Raw genomic sequence first — 22574 nt, forward strand, 5'->3', positions numbered from 1 at the left:
AGATGGCCCAAACAGTGTCCGAATCGAACGCGGTCGCGAACCCGACCGAGCCGGAGCCGAAGACCGCCACGATCTCGGGCGGGCATCTGGTGGCCAAGGCCCTCAAGGCCGAGGGAATCGACGTGATCTTCACCCTCTGCGGCGGTCACATCATCGACATCTACGACGGCTGCGTGGACGAGGGCATCGCCGTCGTCGACGTCCGGCACGAGCAGGTCGCCGCGCACGCCGCCGACGGCTACGCCCGGATGACCGGCAAGCCCGGTTGCGCCGTGGTGACCGCCGGTCCCGGTACGACCGACGCCGTCACCGGTGTCGCGAACGCCTTCCGCGCGGAGAGCCCGATGCTGCTGATCGGCGGCCAGGGCGCGCTGAACCAGCACAAGATGGGGTCCCTGCAGGACCTGCCGCACGTCGACATGATGACCCCGATCACCAAGTTCGCGGCCACCGTGCCGCACACCGCGCGGGTCGCCGACATGGTGTCGATGGCCTTCCGGGAGTGCTACAACGGCGCGCCCGGCCCGTCGTTCCTGGAGATCCCGCGCGACATCCTGGACAACTCCGTACCGGTCGAGTCGGCGATCGTGCCGGAGGCCGGCCGGTACCGGGCCTCCACCAAGTCGATCGGCGACCCGGCCTCGATCGAGGCGCTGGCCGACCTGCTGGCCCGGGCCGAGAAGCCGGTCGTGCTGCTCGGCACCCAGGTCTGGACCTCGCGCGGCAGCGACGCGGCGATCGAGTTCGTCCGCAAGAACAACGTGCCGGCCTTCATGAACGGCTCGGCCCGCGGCACCCTGCCGCCCGGCGACCCGCACCACTTCCACTTGTCGCGGCGCTACGGCTTCAACAACGCCGACCTGATCCTGATCGTCGGTACGCCGTTCGACTTCCGGATGGGCTACGGCCGCCGGCTGCCCAAGGGCGCGACCGTGGTCCAGATCGACATGGACTACCGCACCGTCGGCAAGAACCGCGACATCGACCTCGGGCTGGTCGGCGATCCGGGCGCGATCCTGGCTGCCGTCACCCAGGCCGCGTCGGGCCGGGTGCAGAAGGCCGGCGACCGCAAGGCGTGGTTCAACGAGCTGCGGGCCGAGGAGGACGCGGCGTACCAGAAGCGGCTGCCCAAGCAACTGTCGGACGCCAACCCGATCCACCCGCTGCGGCTGGCCCACGAGATCAACGAGTTCCTCACCGAGGACTCGATCTACATCGGCGACGGCGGCGACATCGTCACCTTCTCCGGCGGCGTCGTCCAGCCCAAGTCGCCCGGCCACTGGATGGACCCGGGCCCGCTGGGCACGATCGGCGTCGGCATCCCGTTCGTGATGGCGGCCAAGTACGCCCGGCCGGACAAGGAGGTCGTCGCGCTGTTCGGTGACGGCGCCTTCTCGCTGACCGGCTGGGACTTCGAGACGCTGGTCCGGTTCAAGCTGCCGTTCGTCGGGGTGGTCGGCAACAACTCCTCGATGAACCAGATCCGCTACGGCCAGGAGGCCAAGTACGGCCACGACCGGGGCCGGATCGGCAACACGCTCGGGGACGTCAAGTACGACCAGTTCGCCAAGATGCTCGGCGGGTACGGCGAGGAGGTCCGCGACCCCAAGGACATCGGGCCGGCCATGAAGCGTGCCCGGGAGTCCGGACTGCCCTCGCTGATCAACGTGTGGGTCGACCCGGACGCCTACGCGCCGGGAACCATGAACCAGACCATGTACAAGTAGCGATCCCCGGTGGCGGTCCGTCCCCGGGGCGGGCCGCCACCCAGTACTGGAGGACCACTATGGGTAAGGCCCTTGAAGGTGTCCGCGTACTCGACATGACCCACGTGCAGTCGGGACCGTCCTGCACCCAGATCCTGGCCTGGCTCGGCGCCGACGTGATCAAGCTGGAGGCGCCCACCGGTGACATCACCCGCCAGCAGCTGCGCGACCTGCCCGACGTCGACAGCCTGTACTTCACGATGCTCAACTGCAACAAGCGCAGCATCACGCTGAACATGAAGTCCGAGCGCGGCAAGGAGATCTTCACCGACCTGGTGAAGAACTCCGACGTGCTGGTGGAGAACTTCGCCCCCGGCGCGATCGACCGGATGGGCTTCACCTGGGACCGGCTGCAGCTGATCAACCCCGAACTGATCTACGCCTCGATCAAGGGCTTCGGCCCGGGCCGCTACGAGGACTTCAAGGCCTACGAGGTGGTCGCCCAGGCGATGGGCGGCGCGATGAGCACGACCGGGTTCGAGGACGGCCCGCCGACCGCCACCGGAGCTCAGATCGGTGACTCCGGCACCGGCATCCACCTGGTCGCCGGCATCCTGGCCGCGCTCTACCAGCGCACGAACACCGGCAAGGGCCAGCGGGTCAGCGTGGCGATGCAGGAGGCCGTACTGAACCTGACCCGGGTCAAGCTGCGCGACCAGCAGCGCCTGGCCCACGGCCCGCTGAAGGAGTACCCGAACGACGAGTTCGGCGACGAGGTGCCGCGCTCGGGCAACGCCTCCGGCGGCGGTCAGCCCGGCTGGGCGGTCAGAACGGCGCCCGGCGGCCCGAACGACTACATCTACGTGATCGTCCAGCCGCCCGGCTGGGCCCCGATCGCGAACCTGATCGGCAAGCCGGAACTGGCCGACGACCCGGACTGGGCCACGCCCGCGGCCCGGCTCGACAAGCTCGACAAGATGTTCGCGCTGATCGAGCAGTGGACCGAGCAGCACACCAAGTTCGAGGTGATGGAGAAGCTGAACGCGCTGAACGTGCCGTGCGGCCCGATCCTGTCCACCAAGGAACTGATCGAGGACGAGACGCTGGCCGAGCTCGGCGCCGTCGTCGAGGTCAAGCACCCGGCCCGCGGCACCTTCAAGACCGTCGGCTGCCCGATCAAACTGTCCGACTCGCCGGTCCAGGTGGAGACCTCACCCGGCCTCGGTGAACACAACTCGGTGATCTACGGCGGTCTCGGCATCGACACCGCCGAGCTGGAAGAGCTCAAGGCCGCCGGCGTCGTCTGAGCACATCTCCGGGCGCCCACCCACCCCGCTTCCAAGGAGCTTCAGGCATGACCTATGACAAGGCAGTGGTCCAGTCCATCCTCGACCAGGCGCTGGCCGAGGGCCGCAGTTCGCTGAGCGCTCCCGAGGCCAAACAGGTCGCGGACGCCTACGGCATCCCCACCCCGGGGGAGGGGCTGGCCACCACCGCCGACCAGGCGGCCACGCTGGCCGCCGAGATCGGTTTCCCGGTCGTGCTGAAGATCGTCTCGCCCGACATCCTGCACAAGACCGAGGCGGGCGGCGTGGTGGTCGGCGTCGACAGCGCCGAGGCGGCGCGGGCGGCGTACGACAAGATCGTCGCCAACGCCACGGCGTACCAGGCCGACGCCGAGATCACCGGTGTGCAGGTGCAGAAGATGCTGGTCACGGGCGGTGACGTGCAGGAGGTCATCGTCGGTGCGGTGACCGACCAGACCTTCGGCAAGATCGTCGCCTTCGGCCTGGGCGGCGTGCTGGTCGAGGTGCTGAAGGACGTCACCTTCCGGCTGGCGCCGACGTCTGCCGACGAGGCCCGCTCGATGATCGAGGGCATCGGCGCGCACGAGATGCTGAACGGCGTCCGTGGCGCCAAGCCGGTCGACAAGGAGGCGATCGCCCAGATCATCACCCGGCTGTCGGACCTGGTCGAGGACTTCCCGCAGTTCGCCGAGGTGGATCTGAACCCGGTGCTGGCCGGGCCGGACGGCGCCACCGCGGTCGACTTCCGGATCATCGTCGACGCCGAGGCCGGCAAGCCGGTCGAGCGCTACAGCCAGGAACAGATCCAGACCGCGATGACCCGGATCATGAAGCCCCGGGCGGTCGCCGTGATCGGCGCCTCGAACGAGGACGGCAAGATCGGCAACTCGGTGATGAAGAACCTGGTCAACGGCGGGTACGCCGGTGACATCTACCCGGTCAACCCCAAGGGCGGCGAGGTGCTCGGGCTGAAGGCGTTCCCGAGCATCACCGACATCCCGGGTGACGTCGATGTCGCGGTGTTCGCCGTCCCGGCCAAGTTCGTCGGCGGTGCGCTCGAGCAGTGCGGCCACAAGGGCGTGGCGGGCGCGATCCTGATCCCGTCCGGCTTCGCCGAGACCGGTGAGCAGGAGCTGCAGGACGAGGTCGTCGCGATCGCGAAGAAGCACAACGTGCGCATCCTCGGGCCGAACATCTACGGCTACTACTACCTGCCGGAGAACCTCTGCGCCACCTTCTGTACGCCGTACGACGTGAAGGGCAGTGTCGCGCTGTCGTCGCAGAGCGGCGGGATCGGGATGGCGATCCTCGGGTTCAGCCGGTCCAGCCGGATGGGTGTCTCCGCGATCGTTGGGGTAGGCAACAAGGCCGACATCGACGAGGATGACCTCCTGACGTTCTTCGAAACCGACGACAACACCAACCTGATCGCCATGCACCTGGAAGATCTCAAGGACGGCCGGGCCTTCGCCGAGACCGCGGCGCGGGTGTCGAAGAAGAAGCCGGTGATCGTGCTCAAGGCCGGCCGTACCGACATGGGCGCCCGGGCGGCGAGCTCGCACACCGGCGCGCTGGCGGGCAACGACAAGGTCTACGACGATATCCTGCGCCAAAGCGGCGTGGTCCGCGCTCCCGGCCTGAACGAGATGCTCCAGTACGCCCGGGGCATCCCGCTGCTGCCGACGCCCAAGGGCGAGAACGTCGTGATCATCACCGGCGCCGGCGGCTCCGGCGTACTGCTGTCGGACGCCTGTGTCGACAACGGGCTGCAGCTGATGACGATGCCCGAGGACCTGGACGCGGCGTTCAAGAAGTTCATCCCGCCGTTCGGTGCGTCCGGCAACCCGGTCGACATCACCGGCGGCGAGCCGCCGTCGACGTACCGCAACACGGTCGCGCTGGGCCTGCAGGACGAGCGGATCCACGCGCTGATCCTGGGCTATTGGCACACCATCGTCACCCCGCCGATGGTGTTCGCCAAGCTGGTCGCCGAGGTGGTGGAGGAGTACCGGGCCAAGGGCATCGACAAGCCCGTGGTCGCCTCGCTGTCCGGTGACGTCGAGGTCGAGGAGGCCAGCCAGTACCTGTTCGAGCACGGCGTGGTCGCCTATCCCTACACCACCGAGACACCCGTCCAGGTGCTCGGCGCCAAGTACAAGTGGGCCCGCAACGCGGGACCGCTCGGGGCCTGATCCCACTCACTTCGACTGCGGAAAGCCGGTGATGCGTTTGGTCCGGGGGGAGCGCACGGGGGAGCTGTAAGTCTCGTCAAGCTGGCGTCGATATAAGGAGTCCGCCTTGGACGTCACAAGCAAGACCTCAGGAGTACCCGAAGAGCCGGCGGCCGCGGCGACGACCGAGCGGGTATGGCGCGCCGGCCGGCTCGAACCGATGCCGATCCGGCCCCTGCCGCCGGCACCGCCGTCCCTGCACATCCTCGGTCCGACCGTCTTCCTGGTCGCGCTGGGCGTCGGCATGGGTGAGTCCTACATGTGGCCCCGGCTCGTCCTGGTGTTCGGTCCGGACATCCGGTGGCTGTTCCTGGTCGGTGTCACCCTGCAGGCGTTCGTGCTGCTGGAGATGGCCCGGTACGCGATGGCGACCGGGGAGAGCATCTTCTTCGGCGCCGCCCGCATCTTCAAACCGATGATGTGGTTCTTCTACGTCGCGGCGATCCTGATCTACATGTGGCCGGGCCACCTGTCGGCCGGAGCGTCGGCGTTCGAGGAGGTCAGCGGCATACCCTGGCAGGCGACAGCCTGCGTGGCGCTGGTCTTCGTGGGCGTGCTGTTCAGCCTGCTGTCGGTGATCTACAACTTCCTCGAGAAGCTGCTGGGCTTCCTGATCGGCCTGCTGGTCGTCGGCACCTCGGTGATCGCGGCCATCGTCGGCAGCTGGGGCGACCTGGCCAACACGATCCAGGGCATGTTCGCGTTCGGGTACTTCCCGGACAAGGCCCTGTCGTCGACCTGGTTCCCGATCGTGGTCGGCTCGATCGCGTTCGCCGGCCCGTCCGGTATGCAGCAGATGTGGTACACCCTGCAGCTGCGCGACAGCGGCGCCGCGATGGGCTCGCACATCCCGAAGATCCGCGGTCTGCGGTCGGCCGGCGAGGCCGAGGCGATGCCGTCGCGGGGCTACATGTTCGACACCGAGGACCCCGAGGAGATGAAGAAGTGGAAGGGGTGGCGCAAGTGGGTCACCTTCGACGCTCTGCTGCTCTTCTGGGGCATCACGATGCTGGTCACGATCTCGTTCACCGTGCTCGCGCTGTCGGCGGCCCGGGAGAACCCGAACGTCGCCAGCCTGATCGAGGGCGGTGATCGCGAGGCCGCGCTGAGCGCCATGTCGGACGCGTTCGCCTCGGCCGGCAGCCCGTTCCTGGGCTCGCTGTTCTTCGGCTTCATCGCGCTGATCGGCCTGAACGCGACGCTCGGGCTGTTCGACTCGTTCAGCCGGGGCCAGGCGGACATGACGTACTACTTCGTGCCCGGCGCCAAGCGGTTCTCGATGTCGAGGATCTACGCCGGGTTCCTGTGGGGCGTGATCGTGTTCGGCATCCTGATCCTGCTGTTCGGCCCGGCCGACGGACCGGCGGCGATCCTCGACGTGCTCGCCTTCTTGTCCACGTTCGCGATGGGCGCCTACTGCATCGTGTTGCTCCTGGTGAACAACAAGTTGCTGCCCAAACCGATCCGGCCCGGACCACTGCGCAACGCGATCATCGGGTTCGGTGCGGTCTTCTACCTCGGCATGTTGTTCTACAGCCTGATCCGCTTCGGCGTGGTCCTGGACTGACATGAACACCGAGACGAAGATCCATCAGCTCGCGGAGTTCACGCTGCCGGCCTCCGTGGTCGGGATCGCGGCCGGCGTCATCGCCGGGTTGCTGGGCGGCTTCGCCGGCCAGCCACTCGGCTGGGCCGTGGTCACCGGGCTCGGCCTCGCGGTACCGCTCGTCGTGTTCGGCATCGGGTACTCCGCGCTGGTCGGGCTCGGCAAGGCGCCGGCCGGGGTGTTCGCCCCGGCCGCCGCCTACTGGGCGATCGGGTTCCCGCTCGCCCTGATGGGGCACGCGGTCACCACCGAGTGGGTGGTCACCGGTACGCCGGGGCTGCCCGAGGCGCCTCTGCAGTTCCTGGCCTTCCGGGCGTTGCTCAGCATGGGGTTCGCGATCGGGTTCCTCTGGATGCACGAGCAGGTCGGCCGGCACTGGTGGCCGCGCATCATGGAGCACAACCCGTACGCCCGGCACACGGTGGAGCAGTACGTCCACCTGGCCGAGTCGATGGAGGCCCGCAAGCAGGCCGCCGCCCGGGCCCGCAAGAAGAGAAAGGCCCGCACCGCCTAGGGCAGGTCGCCCCTCGCACGCCTGCCGGGTGCGAGGCGCGACCCGCTCCGAGGGTGTCCCACCCTGTTCCCGCATCACCTGCCGCCCGCGACTGCGCTGCCAGCCGCGGGCGGCGGCGTACCCGGCCCTGCCCGCCGGGCTCGAGCACCGTGGAGGAAGCTCATGACCGTTTCACTGTCGGCGTGGATCATCACCATCGCCGCCCTGCTGGCCCTGCTGGTGCTGGACTTCCTGATCGTGGCCAGGAAGCCGCACGAACCGTCCCTGCGCGAGGCGACCCTGTGGGTGTCGTTCTACGTCGGCATCGCGCTGCTGTTCGGCGTCGGGCTGACGATCGCCGCCGGCGGTGAGTCCGGCGGCGAGTTCTTCGCCGGCTGGCTGACCGAGTACTCGTTGTCGGTGGACAACCTGTTCGTGTTCATCATCATCATGGGCAAGTTCGCGGTGCCCCGGCAGTACCAGCAGAAGGTGCTGCTGGTCGGGGTCGCGCTGGCGCTGGTGATGCGCGGGATCTTCATCGCCGTCGGCGCGGAGGCGATCTCGCACTTCAACTGGGTGTTCTACATCTTCGGCGCCTTCCTGCTCTACACCGCGTGGAAGCTGGCCACCTCGCACGACGAGGAGGACGAGTTCAAGGAGAACGTCGTCCTGGCCAAGGTGCGCAAGGTGATGCCGACCACCGAGACCTACCACGAGGCGAAGCTGACCACCCGGATCGACGGCAAGCGCTTCGCGACCCCGATGCTGATCGTGATGATCGCGATCGGCACCACGGACCTGCTGTTCGCGCTCGACTCGATCCCGGCGATCTTCGGGCTGACCCAGGAGCCGTACCTGGTCTTCACCGCCAACGCCTTCGCGTTGATGGGCCTGCGGCAACTGTTCTTCCTGATCGGCGGCCTGCTCGACCGGCTGGTCTATCTGTCCTACGGGCTGTCGGTCGTGCTGGGCTTCATCGGCGTGAAGCTCATCTTGGAGGCGCTGCACCACAGCGGCGTCAAGTGGGCGCCGGAGATCCCGATCCTGGTCTCGCTGTCGATCATTCTCGGCACGCTGGTCGTGACGGCGGTGCTCAGCCTGGTGAAGTCGTCCCGCGACGAGAAGGCGAAGGCGAACGCGCCGGAGGAAGAGGTCGCGGGGGTCGAGTGACGATGACGCAAACGCGCCCCGGTGGACCTGCGGTCCATCGGGGCGCGGGGTGAGAAGGCTTCGATCAGTCTGTGGTCCGGCGGCGGCGGGTGGCCGGCTTCTTCTCCGGGGTCGGGGCTGCGGGGGCCTGGCCCGACTGGAGTTCATGGTACGCCGTCCGGGTGTGTTCGGTGTGTTCGCGCATGATCTGTGCGGCCTTGTCCTCGTCGGCTTCGCTGATCGCCTTGACCAGGCGGGCGTGTTCGCGCCAGGAGGCGGCGCCGCGGACGGGGGCGACGGGGGTGTAGTACCAGCGGACGCGGCGGTCGACCTGGCCGGCGAAGTCGACCAGGAAGCGGTTGCCGGACATCTGGGTGATCATCGAGTGCAGCTCGCCGTTGGTCCGGACCGCGCCGTCGATGTCGCCGGCCTCCTGGAACGCGGTGCCGACCTTGCAGAGCTCCTTCAGCTGCGCCACGGCCTCCTTGGTCGCGTGCCGCGCGGCGAGCCGGGCCGACTCCGACTCCAGAGCGGCGCGGGCCGCGAGCAGCTGGTCCACCTCGTCCTCGGCGGGCACGTGCACCATCGCACCGAAGCCGGGCCGCAGGTCCACCCAGCCCTCGTTGTTGAGCCGCTGCAGGGCCTCCCGGACGGGCTGGCGGGAAACACCGAGCATGCCGGCCAGCTCGACCTCGACCAGGTGCCGGCCGCGCTCCAGCGTGCCGTCGATGATCATCTCGGTCAGAGCCTCGTAGACCGACTCGCGCAGCGGTGTGGGCCGCTTGACGTGCCGTACGCCGGGGGAGTCGGCCGAGGAGTCCGGGCCCGCGCTGAGTGTGGTCATGAGGTCCTTCCCGAAAAACGTAATGGCACTTGGTAGACAGTCTACCAAGTGCCAGGTCTGTCGCCGATGCTCTTCGTCGAGCCGGCCTGTTCGGGGGTGGAGCCGGCCTGTTCCGGCCTGCTCCCGGTGCTCCGGATCCATGGATCACGCTCCGCGGGGAGTCCGCCGCCGCAGTCGGAGATCCAGGTGCCGGCCAGTGCCGGTCATCCGTGTCCGGAGCACCGATTCGGGAAGTGGGTCAGGCCGCTGTCGTCTCGCGCACAGGGTGCTGACGCTCGTCGTCGCGCCGGGTCTCGTCGGTCCGGGTGAGTTCGACGTCGAGGTTCAGTTCCTGCTGCAGTTCCGGGGAATCCGGGAACTGCCGGCGGGCCGCCAGAGCGCCGAACCTACGGGTGAAAATCATTTCTTCCTCTCCACTCTTGTGCTTCCTAATACTGCCTACTGCATACATTCAACCAGGCGTACGCACCAGTTATGCCCACGTCTCACGTGATCCCGGTTACAAGCCCGGTACCCACGCGGCAGCACGCCGATTCGGCCCGGGTGACCTCTGTCACCAGCACCCGCAAGAATTCGGAAGTCGCTTCCACGTAGGGGTTTCATCCCCTTCAGGATGCCCGTCCTGGCAGGCCGCGGTCCAAGACTTCTTCGCTATCTCGGGATAGGAGGCAACTATCCCGCCAGCTCCGGCGCATAGCCGGAACCCATCAGGTGCACGTCCAGGAGCTCGTCCAGGGCAGTGTGTACGCCGGCCTGCCGGGCGACGTCGAGCAGCGCCCGGGCGAGCACGGGCTCGGGGCTGCGGGCGGCGATCACCAGTCCCACCCGCGGTCCGTGGGCCGGGCTTTTCAGCGGTACGACGCGCATTCCCTCCGGTACGCCGAACATGTGCAGCCAGGCGTGCGAGATGACCGTCGACCAGTGGTTGCCGTGCAGATGGCTGTAGAGCCCGGAGACGGTGTCGCTCTCGATCGCCGGCCGGGCGGTGACGCCGTCGTCGGTGAAGTAGCCGTTCATGATCCGGCGGTTGCGCATCTGCGGGGACAACAAGCACAGCGGCTGGTCAGCGACCTGCGCCCAGGTCGCGACCGGCAAATTGGCCAGTTCGCTGTCCTGCGGGGTGAGCAGCAGGTAACGCTCCTCGTACAGCGGGGTCTTGCGGACGCTGCCGAGCGTGTCGTCGTCGAGATAGGTCATCGCGACGTCGAGCTCGAACTCGGCCAGCTTCTGGGTGATGTCACGCGACGACAGCGACTCCAGCGTCACCCGGGCCTGCTCGTGCCGTGCGCAGAACGGCGTCGTCAGCAGCGAGACGACCGGCATCGCGGTCGGGATCGCGCCGAGCCGCAGCGTGCCGGTCAGGCCGCCGCGCATCACCGACAGCTCGTGCCGCAGCGCGTCGCGCTCGGCCAGGATGCGCTGCGCCCACAGCAGCACCCGTTCACCCTCGGGGGTCAGGCCCTCGAACCGCCGGCCGCGGCGCACGATCGGGACGTCGAGCTCCTGCTCGAGCTTGCGGATCGCGGCCGACAGCGACGGCTGGGAGACGTAGCAAGCGTCGGCGGCGCGGGCGAAGTGCCGCTCCCGGGCGAGGGCGACGAGGTACTCGAGCTGGCGCAGCAACATGGGTCAGCCTCGTTCCGGCCGGACGGCATACCGATTGCTTGTATACATAATCCAGTATTGCACGCGTGCGGAGACGGCTGGAAGGCTTCGGCTTCGTGCCGAGGGCTCCGATCTCGCCGAATTATGTGACCTGGATCACACTGCGAAAGTGTCTGTCCTCCGGACGGTCGATCGACGCACTGGCAGAGGACAGCCAGGCGAAAGGGAGTTCCATGGACAAGGTCATCTCCGGAGACGGCACCGAAATCGCGTACGACACCTTCGGCTCCGGGCCGGGACTGGTACTGGTCGCGGGGGCGCTCACCGCGCGCTCGTACTACGGCCCGCGCGCGGAGGTGCTCGCCGAGTCGTTCACCGTGGTCACCTACGACCGGCGTGGGCGCGGCGACTCCGGCGACCAGCCGTCGTACGCGGTGGAACGTGAACTCGAGGATCTCGAGGCGGTCCGGGCCGCCGCCGGCGCGTCGTACGGGTATGCCGACTCGTCGGGGGCGATGGTGCTGCTCCGGGCGGTCGCGGCCGGATCCGCGTTCGACAAGCTCGCGATCATGGAGCCGCCGTTCCGGGTCGAAGGGGCGCCGCCGGCACCCGACCGCTACCTGGAACGGCTGCGGGAATTCGTCGCGGCGGGCAATCCGGGCGGGGCGCTGGAGCTGTTCATGGTCGAGGCCGTCGGGCAGCCGAAGGACCAGGTCGACGGGATGAAGGCTTCGCCGTACTGGCCGGAGCTGGAGTCGATCGCGCCCACGCTCGTCTACGACGCGCTGCAGCTGGGCGACAGTGAGGTGCCGGTCGACCTGCTCGCCTCGATCGAACAGCCGACGCTCGCGCTGCACAGCACCGCCAGTCCCGAGTGGCTTCAGCGGGCCGTCCGCGCGGCGGCCGAGGCGATGCCGGACAGCACGGTCGTCGCGCTGGAGGGCAGCTTCCACGAGGTGCCGCCGGAAGTGCTCACTCCCGCGCTGCGCCGGCACTTTCTCGGCGGAGACGAGGGCTGAGCAGACGCTTGAGGCGGGGAGCCAGCGGTTTCTCGACGTACTGATGCAGGACGGTGGCAGCGGCGATCATCACGGCCAGCGTCCCGAGCGTCAGCAGGATCGCGTTGACGTGCGGGCCGAGGCGCTCGAAGACGACGAACCCGATGTGGGCGTGGATCAGGTACAGCGGATACGTGAGCGCGCCGAGCGTGGCGAACCAGGGGCGCGCCCACGACGCGGTCGCTCGGAGGGCGATCAGCAGCATGATCGCGAAGCTCGCCACGATGACGGCGACCACGACCGGGGTGTGCAGCTCGGCGCCGTACCGGTTGCCGACGCGGTCGGCGAAGCCGATGCCCCGGGGGATCGCGTTGGCCAGCGCCAGCGCGAGGATCGCGAACGGTTGCGGACTCGGCCCGAAGCGGTGGATCAGGCAGAGCGCCATGCCCGCGATGAAGTAGTGCGAGAACTGGGTGTTCAGGACGAGATCGGCGGCGCCGGGCAGCAAGCCGGCCTCGAAGACGAACGTCGCGGCGAGCCAGCCCCAGAGGAAGACGGTGACCCGGCGGCGGGTGATCCCGACGACCGTGAGCAGCAGGATCAGCGCGTAGAAGCGCAGCTCGGCCCACAGCGTCCAGTAGACGACGTCGACGTTCTTGATGTCGGGCAGTGAGTTGAACATCGTCAGGTTCGCCAGGTACTGCGGCAGCGAGACCGGAAAGCGACCTTCGCTGAACAGCACCGAGATCAGCGCGGTCAGCGTCACCGCGACCCAGTACGCCGGGTAGAGGCGAATCGCGCGCGACACCAGGAACGAGCGCGGCGTACGGTCCCAGGCGCTGAGCAGGACGACGAAGCCGCTGATCAGGAAGAACAGGTCGACGCCGAGGTAGCCGTAGCGGGCCACGACGCTCGCGTGCGGGAAGTGCAGCGGGGACAGGCCGCCGGCGTACGCGGAGAACAGGTAGTGGTAGATCAGGACGGCGAGTGCGGCCAGGATCCGGAGCAGATCGACCTCGTACAGCCGGCCGCTCGGGCGGTGTGCGGCGGGCATCGCCTGGGGCTCCACGTCGTGCCGTCCTCTCGACCGGGAATTGCGTGCCGAGAGCAACTACATCGCACCGGGCCGCGTGGATCGTCGGTCTGTGGCACGATCCAGGACTACGACCAGGGGATGACGGTCAGCGGTCGTCGTAGGCGTCGCGGGCGGCGAGCACGTCGGGGATGTGCTGCTCGGCCCACCGGACCAGCACGGCGAGCGGCTCGATCAGCGTGCGGCCGAGCGGGGTCAGCTCGTACTCGACCCGGGGCGGGATCTCGGCGTACGCCGTCCGGACCAGCATGCCGTCGCGTTCGAGGTCGCGGAGCGTCTCGGTGAGGACCTTGCCGCTGATCCCGTCCAGCGCCGTCCGCAGGTCGCCGAAGCGCCGCGGACCGTCGGCCAGCACGGTGATCACCATCGCGGTCCACTTGTTCGCGATCCGGGCCAGGGAGGTGCGCGACGGGCACGTCCGCGACAGCACGCTCCAGTCCTGGCCGGGCGGTGGAGAGAATATTTTCGGCATCGTCCCATTGGTTACGTTGAGGTAATTGGTCACTAATCGTAAGTATTGGGTCCAGTAAAGGCAAACGACCCAGGAGGAACAAGCGATGAGTGACGCCGTGAAGGTTGCCAAGGACTACTTCGACGCGCTGGCGGCCAAGGACTTCGCCAAGGTCGGCGGCTACCTCGCCGAGGGGATCGTCTGGCACCAGCCGGGCGCGAACCAGATGTCCGGCGTGCACGAGGGCGCAGGCGCGGTGACCGCGATGATCGGCCGGATGATGGAGATCAGTCAGGGCAGCTTCGAGCTTGCGCTGACCGCGCCGCCGATGGGCAACGGCGACCTGGTGGCCGCGAGCATCCACTTCAGCGCTCGGCGTGACGGTGCGGTGCTCGACCAGGACGGCGTCGACCTGCTGAAGGTGGTCGACGGGCAGATCGTCGAAGCGTGGCTGTTCTCCGCGGACCAGCCGGGCGAGGACGCGTTCTGGGGCTGAGCCCGCTGGTCGTCGTACCGGTTCCGGGGTGGCCGTAAAGATTCCGTAAGCGGGTTTGGCCATGCTTGCTGCATCAACCCGAACCACCCGAAAGGTGACCGTGATGCGCAAGCTCAAGATCCAGGTCCAGACCACCGTCGACGGCTACATGGGCGGACCGAACGGCGAGATGGACTGGATGCGGTTCCCCTGGACCGACGACCTCAGCACCTACATCGACGCGCTGACCAAGCCGGTCGACACGATCGTGCTCGGCCGCAAGCTGGCCGAGGGCTTCATCCCGGCCTGGCAGTCGCGCCCCGAGCACGAGGACGAGGCGTCGATCGACTGGATGAACAACACGCCCAAGGTCGTCGTGTCCCGCAGCCTGACCGAGTCGCCGTGGGAGAACGCGGTCGTCGCCGGTGACCTGGTGAAGACCGTCACCGAGTTGAAGGCCCAGTCCGGCGGCGACCTGATCGCGTACGGCGGCAGCACGCTGGTCTCCGCGCTGATCGCGGAAGGCCTGGCCGACGACATCTACCTGTTCGTCAACCCGACGGCGATCGGGACCGGGCTGCCCGTCTTCCCGACCCGCATGCAGCCGCTCGACTCGGCCGAGGCGGTCGGTTTCGAGTGCGGGATCACCGCACTGCACTACGTCCCCAAGACGGCCTGACCGGTGCGCTCCCGTACGGCGGGAGCGAAGGGACTCCACAGGAACCAGGTCGGCAGGGCGCGGAGCAGACGCGGCGGGCCGGTCAGCGTGACCAGGCCCGCGGCGGTGGCCTGGGGCAGCGTGACGATGCCGGAGAACACCCGCATCAGGGCGACCGGCTCGGTGGTCACCATGACATCCGCAGCGAACCCGGGGTGCTCGGTGCAGACGGAGGCCTCTTGCCGGTCGAGCACCAGCCAGATCCGGGTCGGGTCCTCGCCGCGGTAGTCGAACTCGATGTTGACCCGCTGACCGGGCAGCTTGTCCTGGTCGATCCGCCGGGACATCCACCAGGTCAGCGTGATCGGGTCGACCTCGCGGGGCTCCGGCTCGCTGAACATCCACCGCACCGCCCACTCGCCGATCGCCATGATCACACCCTCGAGATCGCGACCGGCGGGCGTGAGCTGGTATTCGTGACCGCGGGTGACCGGCACCCGGTCGAGCACGCCCTTGCGCTCCAGGTGCTCGAGTCGCTGCTTGAGCAGCGTGCGCGAGATCCCGGGCAGGCCGCGGTCGATGTCGTTGAACCGGCGGCTGCCGAGCACGAGTTCCCGCACGATCAGCGGCATCCACCGGTCGGCGAGCACAGCGCTGGCCAGGGCCACCGGGCAGTACTGGGAGTACTCGCGCATGGGCTCATTGTGCGCCCGGGTCCAGGATTTGTACCACCGAAGTCCAGAACCTGTACTAGTTGGGACCGGTCCGGGGCTGATGCGCTGGAACCCTCATCGAGGAGGGGACACCATGACCGTCAGTTTCGACCCGATCGTGTTCAAGCGGACCACCCGGGCCCAGTGGGAAGAGGCCGCCGAGGCCTGGCACCGGTGGGGTCCGGCCATCGAGGAGTGGCTCGGCGAAGCCACCGCCGTGATGCTGCAGGCGGCCGGTATCAGCGCGGGGGCTCGAGTGCTCGACGTCGCCGCCGGCGCGGGCGGCCAGACCGTGGCCGCGGCGCGGCTCGCCGGTCCCACCGGCCGGGTCCTGGCGACCGACATCTCGCCGGCCATCCTCTCGTACGCCGCCCGCTTCGCCGCCGAAGCGGGAGTGGAGGTGGAGACGCTGGAGGCAGACGGTGAGGACCTGTCAGCGCTCGACGAAGGAGCGTTCGACGCGGCGATCTCGCGGGTCGGGCTGATCTACTTCCCGGACCAGCAGGCCGCGTTGCGCGGCATCCACCGCGCGCTGCGTCCCGGCGGACGGTTCGCCGCGGTCGTGTACTCCACGCCGGACCGCAACCAGTTCTTCTCGATCCCGGTCGGCATCATCCGCCGCCGGGCCGAGCTACCGCCTCCGCTGCCCGGGCAGCCAGGACCGTTCAGCCTCGGCGGTCCCGGCGTGGCCGAGAAGGCGTTCGCCGAGGCGGGATTCGGTGACGTCACGGTCACCACGGTCCCGTCGCCGGTCCGGATGCCGAGCGCCGCCGACTGCGTCCGGTTCGAACGCGAGTCCTTCGGCGCCCTGCATCAGATGCTCTCCCGCCTGGACGAGCCCGCCCGAGCGGCCGCCTGGCAGGAGATCACCGAGGAACTCACCCGGTTCGAGACCGCGAACGGGTTCACCGGGCCCTGCGAGATGCTGGTCGTCGCAGGGAGGCGCTGACCACGAAGGGTCAGAGCGTGTGCAGTTTGTCGAACGGGGCGAGGACCCGCAGCAGCTTGCCGCCACCGAGATCGACGACGACGGCGTGCGTGCCCTCGACCGCGCTGATCCGGCCCATCCCCTCTTTGTCGTGGGACACCCGGTCACCGACCTCGAACGTCTTGATCGGCTTGGGTTCGCGGGGCTTGAACGGACTCGTGGACAGGTGACGACGCGTCGTCGCGCGAGAAGACTCCATCAGACCTCAAGTATGCGCTACTCCGCCAATACGCGCGACGGGCACGGGACAGTGAATGCCCGGGAAGGCTCGATCACGCCGGTTCCGGTGGTGTCGCTGCTTATCTCCCGGGTGCCGTGGGCACCGGTCTGACGGGCCTGCACTCTGCGTGACGGTGTGCCGGCCAGTCACCGACAGGGAGGTTGGTATGACCAACACGGTCACCGGATCAGGGAGTACGGCGCATATGCCGTCGGACGTCTCGCCCACGGTCGGATTGTTCGACAGGTTCGCCGGTGCGGCGTCGAGGTTCGCGTCGCGGGCGTGGTTCTTCGCCTTCTGCGTGCTGCTGGTGCTGGTGTGGGCGCCGTCGTATTTCCTGATCGGCACCGTCGACACCTGGCAGCTGATCATCAACACCGTGACCACGATCGTCACGTTCTTGATGGTGGCGCTGCTGCAGAACTCCCAGACGCGTGCGGACGAGGCGGTCCAGGACAAGCTGAACGCCGTCGCTGCTGCGCTCGCGGTCTTGATGGAGGCTCACTCCGACGACTCGGCCGATCTGCGCGAGGCCACTGACGAGCTTCGGCACGCTGTCGGGCTGGAGGACCGGGAAAGCTCCTGACCCCGGCTACGCCACTGTGCGCCGGAGACCGTCAGCTGTGCTGCCGGTCGAGCTGGGCGGAGATCTTGTCGACCTTCGCTTCGAGGCGTTCCATGTCCTCGGCATCGACCCGGAAGATGAAGTGCTTCGCGCCGAGCAGCAGGATCGCCTGGAAGACCAGCTGCAGCCACTCGCTCTGCCAGTTCTCGAACGTACTGGCGAAGAAGTTCGGCCAGTAGTCGGCCCACAGGAACGCCTGCCCGTGTTCTTCCTGCTCGCTCTTGAACTCGGTCAGCTGAGTGAAGAACTGCCCGATCCAGGAGCCGAGGAACAGCACGGCCAGGAGGTAGACGGCACCCCAGCGTCGCACGTGGGTGTCCGGCTTGTGATGTGCCCGGGGATCCGGCGCCAGATCGTCTTCGTTCGGGTTCATGCAGAACCGGTACCCGGCCGAACGGTTCTCAGTCCACGGTCCCGGGCACTTGCTAGGGGCAACGCATTCACCCGATCCAGCGCGCAAAATCCGCCGGCGCCGCGCGAGTGGTACAACCCGCTCGACCTTCTCGGTGTGCCGGAGGAGATCACCGTCGACGGGCGGTACGGCGTACGGGAGATTGTGGCGTTCGTCCTCGACTGGATCGGCCCGGTGAGCCCGGGACGGCCGGACTTGGCCCGGTTCTTGAGGTAGACCCCGCACCCCCGGTTGCGGAGGTTGCTAGGGATGCACAGATGCGACTGCGGGGCGCCTACGCGGACGATCGCTGCTGTGCCACCAATCGCCGTCCCGGCTGGGGACGCGGGGGCCGGCACGGCAACCACCGTCCAGAAGGAGATCGGGATGTCCGTCCTCACGTCGCACCGGGTCGTGCTCGAGCCGGCCTCGCAGTCGTTCGTCGAAGCCACCGCCCAACCACCGCAGTTGTACGAACTCACGCCGGACGAGGCTCGCAAGGTCCTCGACGACGTCCAGGCCGAACCCGTGCCGCTGATGCCTGCTGACGACGAGTGGATCACGGTGCCGGCCGACGTGGGCGACGTGCGGGTCCGGATCGTCCGGCCGAAAGGCGCGACCGATCGACTGCCGGTGGTGCTGTACATGCACGGTGGCGGCTGGATCCTCGGCAACGCCGCCAGCCACGACCGGCTGGTCCGCGAACTCGCGGTCGGCGTCCACGCCGCGGTCGTGTTCGTCGAGTACGACCGCTCACCCGAGGCCCACTACCCGGTCGCGATCGAACAGGGCTACGCCGCCGCCCGCTGGATCGTCGGCCAAGGCGCGGCGTACGGGCTCGACCCGGAACGGATCGCCGTCGCCGGCGACTCGGTCGGTGGCAACATGACCGCGGCCCTGACGCTGATGGCCAAGCAGCGCGGCGATGTCCGGTTCGTCCACCAGTCGATGTACTACCCGGTGACCGACGCCGGCATGGACACCGGCTCGTACGAGCAGTTCGCGACCGGCTACTTCCTCACCGCCAAGGCGATGGCATGGTTCTGGGACGCCTACGTGCCGGACACCGAGCGGCGGCTCGAGATCACCGCGTCGCCGTTGCGGGCCACCGAAGAACAACTGACCGGCCTGCCGCCCGCCTTGCTGATCGTCGACGAGGCCGACGTACTCCGGGACGAGGGCGAGGCGTACGCCGCGAACCTGCGGGCGGCCGGCGTACCGGTGACGACGGTCCGCTACTACGGCATCACCCACGACTTCATGATGCTCAACCCGCTGAGCCAGACCCACGCGACCCGCGCCGCGGTCGCCCAGGCCATCGCAGTACTCCGGGACGCCTTCGGCACCGCCGACGGCGCCGCCTGAGCCGACGAGTACGGAGGGGACAACCATGACCATCACCACCACGAACGACCCGGACAAGCCCACGGTCGTGCTCGTGCACGGCGCCTTCGCCGAGTCGGCGAGCTGGAACGGCGTCGTCGCCGCACTGCTCGACGACGGCTTCCCCGTCCTCGCGGTCGCCAACCCGTTGCGCGGGGTCGCATCCGACTCGGAGTACCTGTGCAGCGTGCTGGCCGCGATCGACGGTGACATCATCTGCGTCGGTCACTCGTACGGCGGATCGGTGATCTCGAACGGTGCGAGGGGCAACCACCAGGTGAAGGCGCTGGTTTTCGTCGGCGGCTTCGCGCCCGACGCCGGAGAGAGCGCCGCCGAACTCGCCGGCCGGTACGAAGGGGGCAGCCTCGGCGAGACCCTCTCGCCGGTCAAGCTGCCCGACGGCAGCGTCGATCTCTACATCCGGCAGGACCGCTACCACGCTCAGTTCGCCGCCGACTCGTCCGCACGCGACGCCGCGATCATGGCCGCCACCCAGCGCCCGATCGCCGAGTCGGCGCTGAACGAGGCGTCCGGCGAACCGGCGTGGAAGACGACTCCGTGCTGGTTCCTGTTCGGCAGCGACGACAAGAACATCCCTGCCGAGGTCCAGCGGTTCATGGCCGAACGGGCCGGATCGCGGCGGACGGTCGAGTTGCCCGGCGGGTCCCACAGCGTCGGAATCCCCGAGGCGGCCGCTGTCGCCGACCTCATCCGCGAAGCGGCGGCCGCGACGCGGTAGCGCAGAGACCTCCGTCCGGCGTGGGACGGCAGCCAGGATTGCTGACTACAGTGAATCCAGGAAACGCCGGGCGGAGGTGGCATGGCGACGAGCAACGACGACGCCTCACCGCCGCCCCACCAGCCCCCGCCCAGGCTGCTGGGGCGGCGTACGGAGTGCGAGGCGCTCGATCGGTTGCTGGCTGCCGGTCCGCGCCGGGCAGAGCCAGGCGCTGGTCCTCCACGGCGAGGCCGGGGTGGGCAAGTCGGCCCTGCTGGACTACCTGATGCGGCGGGCCTTCGATTGCCGAGTGGTCACCGCCACCGGAATCCAGTCGGAGGCCGAGCTCGCCTACGCGGCCGTGCATCAGTTGTGCCTGCCGTTGCTGGACCTTCTCGATCGGCTGCCTGATCCTCAGCGCAGCGCTCTCGGTACGGCGTTCGGCCGGCGGAGCGGACCGCCTCCGGATCGCTTCCTGGTCGGACTGGCAGTCCTCGGCCTGTTCGCGGCCGCGAGCGAGGAGCGCCCTCTCGTCTGTCTCGTCGACGACGTTCAGTGGCTGGACCAGGCTTCGGCGCAGGTGCTGGTCTTCGTGGCTCGCCGGTTGGTGGCGGAGTCGGTGGCCTGCGTGCTCGCGCACCGTGACGTCGAGGAAGGGGCGACAGGCCGTTCGAGGCCGGCCGAGGACTGGGGTCTGCCGACGCTCGCTCTGCACGGGCTGGGCGAGCCTGATGCGCGCAGATTGCTGCGGACGGTGATCCACGGACCGCTGGACGAACGGGTGCGCGAGCGGATCATTGCCGAAGCCCGCGGTAATCCGCTGGCCCTGCTCGAGCTGCCGCGGGGGTCGTCGTACGCCGAACTGGCCGGGGGCTTCGGCTTTCCCGGCGCCCAGGCACTGCCCCTGCGCATCGAGCAAAGCTTCGTGCGACAGCTGGAGCAGCTTCCGGTCGACGCGCGGCAGTTACTGCTGCTCGCGGCCTCGGAGCGGCTGGGTGACCCGGTGGTCGTTTGGCGTGCTGCCGAGGTGCTGGGTATCGGAGCGCAGGCCGATGCCGCGGCACACGCCGATCACCTGGTCCAGTTCGGTACCAGGATCCGCTTCCGCCATCCGCTCGTTCGGTCGGCGGTGTACCGGGCTGCGTCGGCCACGGACCGACTCGGCGCCCACGCGGCCCTGGCCCGCGTCCTCGATGCCGGTGCTCATCCCGAGCGCAGGGCGTGGCATCGCGCGCTGGCGACGTCGGCACCCGATGAGGCGGTGGCAGCCGAGCTCGAACGCTCGGCCGGGCACGCACAGGCTCGGGGCGGTCTGGCCGCGGCGGCGGCCTTCATGCAGCGGGCCGTGCTGCTGACGCCGGATCCCGCGCGCCGCGCGGAGCGCTCGCTCACCGCTGCGCAGGCGGCACAGGAGGCCGGTGCCGCCGGTGCCGCCCAGGACCTGCTCGCCGCCGCCGAGGCGGGGCCGTTGGATCAGCGACAACGAGCGCAGGCGACCTTGCTCCGCGCGGAGATCAACTACGCCATGGACCACGGCAGCATGGCTCCCGCGCTGCTGCTCGACGCCGCAAAACAGCTCGAGCCGCTGAATCCACCGCTGGCGCGCGACACGTACCTACAGGCCATGGCCGCGGGGATGTACGCCGGCCGGCTTGCTGAGGGCACCGGCCTACTGGAGACGGCTGTGGCTGCGTGCGCGGCGCCGCCTGCATCGGACCGTCCGCGACGAGCAGCCGATTTGTTGCTCGACGCACTCAGCCGGCTCTTCACCGAGGGGGTGAGCGCCGCGACACCATCGCTTCAGCAAGTGCTGCGGACCTTTCTGGCGGGCGACGCTTCCATCGAGGAGGAGCGGCGCTGGCTCTGGCTGGCCGTCGTCGCCGCGCTCGCACGGTGGGACGACAGTGCGTGGCGTGCGCTGGCAGACCGTCACGTTCTGCTGGCTCGCGACGCCGGCGCGCTGTCGGTGCTGCCCATCGCGCTGATGGCCCGCGTGTACGGGCATGTCTTCGACGGGAATCTGGAACAGGCGGCATCCCTCAGCGCGGAAGTGGACACGATCACGGCGGTCACGGGCATGCAGACCACCAACCAAAGCGGCCTCGCGCTCGCCGCTTGGAGAGGCAGACCGGCCGAGTTCGAGCAGCTCTGGCACGCAGCGGTGAGGGAAGCGGCGCCGCGGGGCGAGGGCACCGCGTTGACGATCGGCCAGTGGGCGAGCGCGGTCCTCTACAACGGTCTCGGACGGTACGAGGAGGCTTGCGCAGCGGCTGAGGAGGCGAGTGGGGCTCCGCCCGTCCCTGGCGCTCCAGCTCAGTGGGCGCCGGTGGAACTGGTCGAGGCCGCGGTGCGCCACGGCGACCGGGTGCTCGCCGAGCGAGCGCTCGAGCAGGTGCTGGCGTCGACACGAGCGAGCGACACCGACTGGGCGCGCGGGATCGAAGCTCGCTGCCGCGCGCTCGTCGAACGCGCCCCGAGCGCCGAAGCGCTGTACGTCGAGGCGATCGAACGGCTGGGCCGGACGACGCTGCGTCCGGACGTCGCCCGCGCTCACCTCCTGTACGGCGAATGGCTCCGCCGTGAACGCCGCCGGCTCGAGGCGCGCGAGCAACTGCGTCGCGCTCACGAGATGTTCACTGCGATGCTGATGGACGCGTTCGCCGAACGGTCGGCCCGCGAACTGCGGGCGACCGGCGAGAACGCGCGGCGGCGTACCGTCGAAACCGGCACCGATCTGACTCCGCGCGAAGTGCAGATCGCCCGCTTCGCCGCCGACGGCCTCAGCAACTCCGAGATCGGCAGCCGGCTGTTCATCAGCCCGCGCACCGTCGAGTACCACCTGCACAAGATCTTCGCCAAGCGCGGGATCACCTCCCGCGCCGAGCTCCGGACGACGGTGGCCGACGACCTGCGCTAGCAG

The 22574-nt window shown here is 68.8% G+C and carries 22 protein-coding genes and 1 pseudogene; 15 read left to right on the forward strand and 8 right to left on the reverse strand.

Annotated elements, in window-relative coordinates; all coding sequences use genetic code 11:
• Positions 1-2 precede the first annotated feature (2 nt).
• The 6 genes from ACQPXM_RS12250 (at position 3) to ACQPXM_RS12275 (ending at position 8513) form a co-directional block, all read left to right on the forward strand.
• Complete coding sequence (locus tag ACQPXM_RS12250) at positions 3-1727, forward strand: thiamine pyrophosphate-binding protein (RefSeq protein ID WP_432947912.1); 1725 nt, start codon at positions 3-5, stop codon at positions 1725-1727.
• Positions 1728-1786: 59 nt separating this feature from the next.
• The gene (gene frc, locus ACQPXM_RS12255) at positions 1787-3013 is read left to right on the forward strand and encodes a formyl-CoA transferase (RefSeq protein WP_432947914.1); all 1227 of its coding nucleotides are present in this window, start codon (positions 1787-1789) and stop codon (positions 3011-3013) included.
• 47 nt (positions 3014-3060) lie between these two features.
• Positions 3061-5205, forward strand: a complete 2145-nt coding sequence (locus ACQPXM_RS12260; protein WP_432947915.1) for an acetate--CoA ligase family protein — start codon at positions 3061-3063, stop codon at positions 5203-5205.
• Between the two features lie 106 nt (positions 5206-5311).
• On the forward strand, positions 5312-6811 hold the full coding sequence (locus ACQPXM_RS12265; RefSeq protein WP_432947917.1) for an Nramp family divalent metal transporter: 1500 nt from the start codon (positions 5312-5314) through the stop codon (positions 6809-6811).
• A gap of 1 nt (position 6812) precedes the next feature.
• Positions 6813-7364, forward strand: a complete 552-nt coding sequence (locus ACQPXM_RS12270; RefSeq protein WP_432947919.1) for a hypothetical protein — start codon at positions 6813-6815, stop codon at positions 7362-7364.
• 162 nt (positions 7365-7526) lie between these two features.
• On the forward strand, positions 7527-8513 hold the full coding sequence (locus ACQPXM_RS12275; protein WP_432947921.1) for a TerC family protein: 987 nt from the start codon (positions 7527-7529) through the stop codon (positions 8511-8513).
• A gap of 64 nt (positions 8514-8577) precedes the next feature.
• Here the strand turns inward: ACQPXM_RS12275 and ACQPXM_RS12280 are convergent, their stop codons facing one another.
• From ACQPXM_RS12280 to ACQPXM_RS12290, 3 genes are all read right to left on the reverse strand, one after another.
• Positions 8578-9336, reverse strand: a complete 759-nt coding sequence (locus ACQPXM_RS12280) for a GntR family transcriptional regulator (protein WP_432947923.1) — start codon at positions 9334-9336, stop codon at positions 8578-8580.
• Positions 9337-9574: 238 nt separating this feature from the next.
• Positions 9575-9739: a hypothetical protein gene (locus ACQPXM_RS12285; protein WP_432947925.1), complete on the reverse strand. Its 165-nt coding sequence runs from the start codon at positions 9737-9739 to the stop codon at positions 9575-9577.
• A 269-nt stretch (positions 9740-10008) separates the two neighbouring features.
• Positions 10009-10962 (reverse strand): LysR family transcriptional regulator, encoded by a 954-nt coding sequence (locus ACQPXM_RS12290; protein ID WP_432947927.1) that lies wholly within the window; start codon positions 10960-10962, stop codon positions 10009-10011.
• 212 nt (positions 10963-11174) lie between these two features.
• Here ACQPXM_RS12290 and ACQPXM_RS12295 point away from each other — a divergent pair, with 212 nt between their 5' ends.
• Entirely contained in the window at positions 11175-11960 is a 786-nt protein-coding gene (locus tag ACQPXM_RS12295; protein WP_432947929.1) for an alpha/beta fold hydrolase, read from the forward strand.
• On the opposite strand, the gene ACQPXM_RS12300 is transcribed toward ACQPXM_RS12295, so the two are convergent.
• Together ACQPXM_RS12300 and ACQPXM_RS12305 are read right to left on the reverse strand one after the other, a co-directional pair.
• Entirely contained in the window at positions 11914-12993 is a 1080-nt protein-coding gene (locus tag ACQPXM_RS12300) for an acyltransferase family protein (RefSeq protein WP_432947931.1), read from the reverse strand. The two genes, ACQPXM_RS12295 and ACQPXM_RS12300, sit on opposite strands and share 47 nt — an antisense overlap.
• A 127-nt stretch (positions 12994-13120) precedes the next feature.
• Positions 13121-13462 (reverse strand): winged helix-turn-helix transcriptional regulator, encoded by a 342-nt coding sequence (locus tag ACQPXM_RS12305; protein WP_432947933.1) that lies wholly within the window; start codon positions 13460-13462, stop codon positions 13121-13123.
• A gap of 127 nt (positions 13463-13589) precedes the next feature.
• Here ACQPXM_RS12305 and ACQPXM_RS12310 point away from each other — a divergent pair, with 127 nt between their 5' ends.
• Positions 13590-13979, forward strand: a complete 390-nt coding sequence (locus ACQPXM_RS12310) for a nuclear transport factor 2 family protein (RefSeq protein ID WP_432947935.1) — start codon at positions 13590-13592, stop codon at positions 13977-13979.
• Positions 13980-14082: 103 nt separating this feature from the next.
• Complete coding sequence (locus tag ACQPXM_RS12315; protein ID WP_432947937.1) at positions 14083-14637, forward strand: dihydrofolate reductase family protein; 555 nt, start codon at positions 14083-14085, stop codon at positions 14635-14637.
• Here ACQPXM_RS12315 and ACQPXM_RS12320 read toward each other — a convergent pair.
• Positions 14616-15311, reverse strand: coding sequence for a winged helix-turn-helix transcriptional regulator (locus tag ACQPXM_RS12320; RefSeq protein ID WP_432947939.1), 696 nt, complete (start codon positions 15309-15311; stop codon positions 14616-14618). The genes ACQPXM_RS12315 and ACQPXM_RS12320 overlap by 22 nt on opposite strands.
• A gap of 112 nt (positions 15312-15423) precedes the next feature.
• On the opposite strand from ACQPXM_RS12320, the gene ACQPXM_RS12325 reads away from it, so the two are divergent.
• Entirely contained in the window at positions 15424-16278 is an 855-nt protein-coding gene (locus ACQPXM_RS12325) for a class I SAM-dependent methyltransferase (protein WP_432947941.1), read from the forward strand.
• 10 nt (positions 16279-16288) lie between these two features.
• On the opposite strand, the gene ACQPXM_RS12330 is transcribed toward ACQPXM_RS12325, so the two are convergent.
• Positions 16289-16516 (reverse strand): hypothetical protein, encoded by a 228-nt coding sequence (locus tag ACQPXM_RS12330; protein WP_077013796.1) that lies wholly within the window; start codon positions 16514-16516, stop codon positions 16289-16291.
• A 187-nt stretch (positions 16517-16703) separates the two neighbouring features.
• On the opposite strand from ACQPXM_RS12330, the gene ACQPXM_RS12335 reads away from it, so the two are divergent.
• A complete protein-coding gene (locus tag ACQPXM_RS12335) occupies positions 16704-17123 on the forward strand; it encodes a low affinity iron permease family protein (RefSeq protein ID WP_432947943.1) in 420 nt (139 codons plus the stop codon).
• A 31-nt stretch (positions 17124-17154) separates the two neighbouring features.
• Here the strand turns inward: ACQPXM_RS12335 and ACQPXM_RS12340 are convergent, their stop codons facing one another.
• Positions 17155-17535 carry a DUF6766 family protein gene (locus tag ACQPXM_RS12340; RefSeq protein WP_432947945.1) on the reverse strand — a complete coding sequence of 127 codons (381 nt, stop codon included), beginning with the start codon at positions 17533-17535 and terminating at the stop codon, positions 17155-17157.
• Between the two features lie 405 nt (positions 17536-17940).
• Between ACQPXM_RS12340 and ACQPXM_RS12345 the strand changes: the two genes are divergently transcribed.
• From ACQPXM_RS12345 to ACQPXM_RS12360, 4 genes and pseudogenes are all read left to right on the forward strand, one after another.
• Positions 17941-18918, forward strand: a complete 978-nt coding sequence (locus ACQPXM_RS12345) for an alpha/beta hydrolase (RefSeq protein ID WP_432947947.1) — start codon at positions 17941-17943, stop codon at positions 18916-18918.
• 25 nt (positions 18919-18943) lie between these two features.
• A complete protein-coding gene (locus tag ACQPXM_RS12350; protein WP_432947949.1) occupies positions 18944-19675 on the forward strand; it encodes an alpha/beta fold hydrolase in 732 nt (243 codons plus the stop codon).
• A 235-nt stretch (positions 19676-19910) separates the two neighbouring features.
• Positions 19911-20201, forward strand: a pseudogene (locus ACQPXM_RS12355) (LuxR family transcriptional regulator); the annotation flags it as partial.
• Between the two features lie 60 nt (positions 20202-20261).
• Positions 20262-22571, forward strand: a complete 2310-nt coding sequence (locus ACQPXM_RS12360; protein WP_432951005.1) for a LuxR C-terminal-related transcriptional regulator — start codon at positions 20262-20264, stop codon at positions 22569-22571.
• Positions 22572-22574 lie beyond the last annotated feature (3 nt).

Origin of the sequence: Kribbella sp. CA-253562 (genome assembly GCF_050942265.1) — a bacterium.
Classification (GTDB): Bacteria; Actinomycetota; Actinomycetes; order Propionibacteriales; family Kribbellaceae; genus Kribbella.

Excerpts from the sequence above, each read along its gene's own strand:
- ACQPXM_RS12250 (WP_432947912.1), top strand. The coding sequence starts at position 3 with ATGGCCCAAACAGTGTCCGAATCGAACGCGGTCGCGAACCCGACCGAG.
- frc (WP_432947914.1), top strand. The coding sequence starts at position 1,787 with ATGGGTAAGGCCCTTGAAGGTGTCCGCGTACTCGACATGACCCACGTG.
- ACQPXM_RS12260 (WP_432947915.1), top strand. The coding sequence starts at position 3,061 with ATGACCTATGACAAGGCAGTGGTCCAGTCCATCCTCGACCAGGCGCTG.
- ACQPXM_RS12270 (WP_432947919.1), top strand. The coding sequence starts at position 6,813 with ATGAACACCGAGACGAAGATCCATCAGCTCGCGGAGTTCACGCTGCCG.
- ACQPXM_RS12275 (WP_432947921.1), top strand. The coding sequence starts at position 7,527 with ATGACCGTTTCACTGTCGGCGTGGATCATCACCATCGCCGCCCTGCTG.
- ACQPXM_RS12280 (WP_432947923.1), bottom strand. The coding sequence starts at position 9,336 with ATGACCACACTCAGCGCGGGCCCGGACTCCTCGGCCGACTCCCCCGGC.
- ACQPXM_RS12285 (WP_432947925.1), bottom strand. The coding sequence starts at position 9,739 with ATGATTTTCACCCGTAGGTTCGGCGCTCTGGCGGCCCGCCGGCAGTTC.
- ACQPXM_RS12290 (WP_432947927.1), bottom strand. The coding sequence starts at position 10,962 with ATGTTGCTGCGCCAGCTCGAGTACCTCGTCGCCCTCGCCCGGGAGCGG.
- ACQPXM_RS12295 (WP_432947929.1), top strand. The coding sequence starts at position 11,175 with ATGGACAAGGTCATCTCCGGAGACGGCACCGAAATCGCGTACGACACC.
- ACQPXM_RS12300 (WP_432947931.1), bottom strand. The coding sequence starts at position 12,993 with ATGCCCGCCGCACACCGCCCGAGCGGCCGGCTGTACGAGGTCGATCTG.
- ACQPXM_RS12310 (WP_432947935.1), top strand. The coding sequence starts at position 13,590 with ATGAGTGACGCCGTGAAGGTTGCCAAGGACTACTTCGACGCGCTGGCG.
- ACQPXM_RS12315 (WP_432947937.1), top strand. The coding sequence starts at position 14,083 with ATGCGCAAGCTCAAGATCCAGGTCCAGACCACCGTCGACGGCTACATG.
- ACQPXM_RS12320 (WP_432947939.1), bottom strand. The coding sequence starts at position 15,311 with ATGCGCGAGTACTCCCAGTACTGCCCGGTGGCCCTGGCCAGCGCTGTG.
- ACQPXM_RS12325 (WP_432947941.1), top strand. The coding sequence starts at position 15,424 with ATGACCGTCAGTTTCGACCCGATCGTGTTCAAGCGGACCACCCGGGCC.
- ACQPXM_RS12330 (WP_077013796.1), bottom strand. The coding sequence starts at position 16,516 with ATGGAGTCTTCTCGCGCGACGACGCGTCGTCACCTGTCCACGAGTCCG.
- ACQPXM_RS12335 (WP_432947943.1), top strand. The coding sequence starts at position 16,704 with ATGACCAACACGGTCACCGGATCAGGGAGTACGGCGCATATGCCGTCG.
- ACQPXM_RS12340 (WP_432947945.1), bottom strand. The coding sequence starts at position 17,535 with ATGAACCCGAACGAAGACGATCTGGCGCCGGATCCCCGGGCACATCAC.
- ACQPXM_RS12345 (WP_432947947.1), top strand. The coding sequence starts at position 17,941 with ATGTCCGTCCTCACGTCGCACCGGGTCGTGCTCGAGCCGGCCTCGCAG.
- ACQPXM_RS12350 (WP_432947949.1), top strand. The coding sequence starts at position 18,944 with ATGACCATCACCACCACGAACGACCCGGACAAGCCCACGGTCGTGCTC.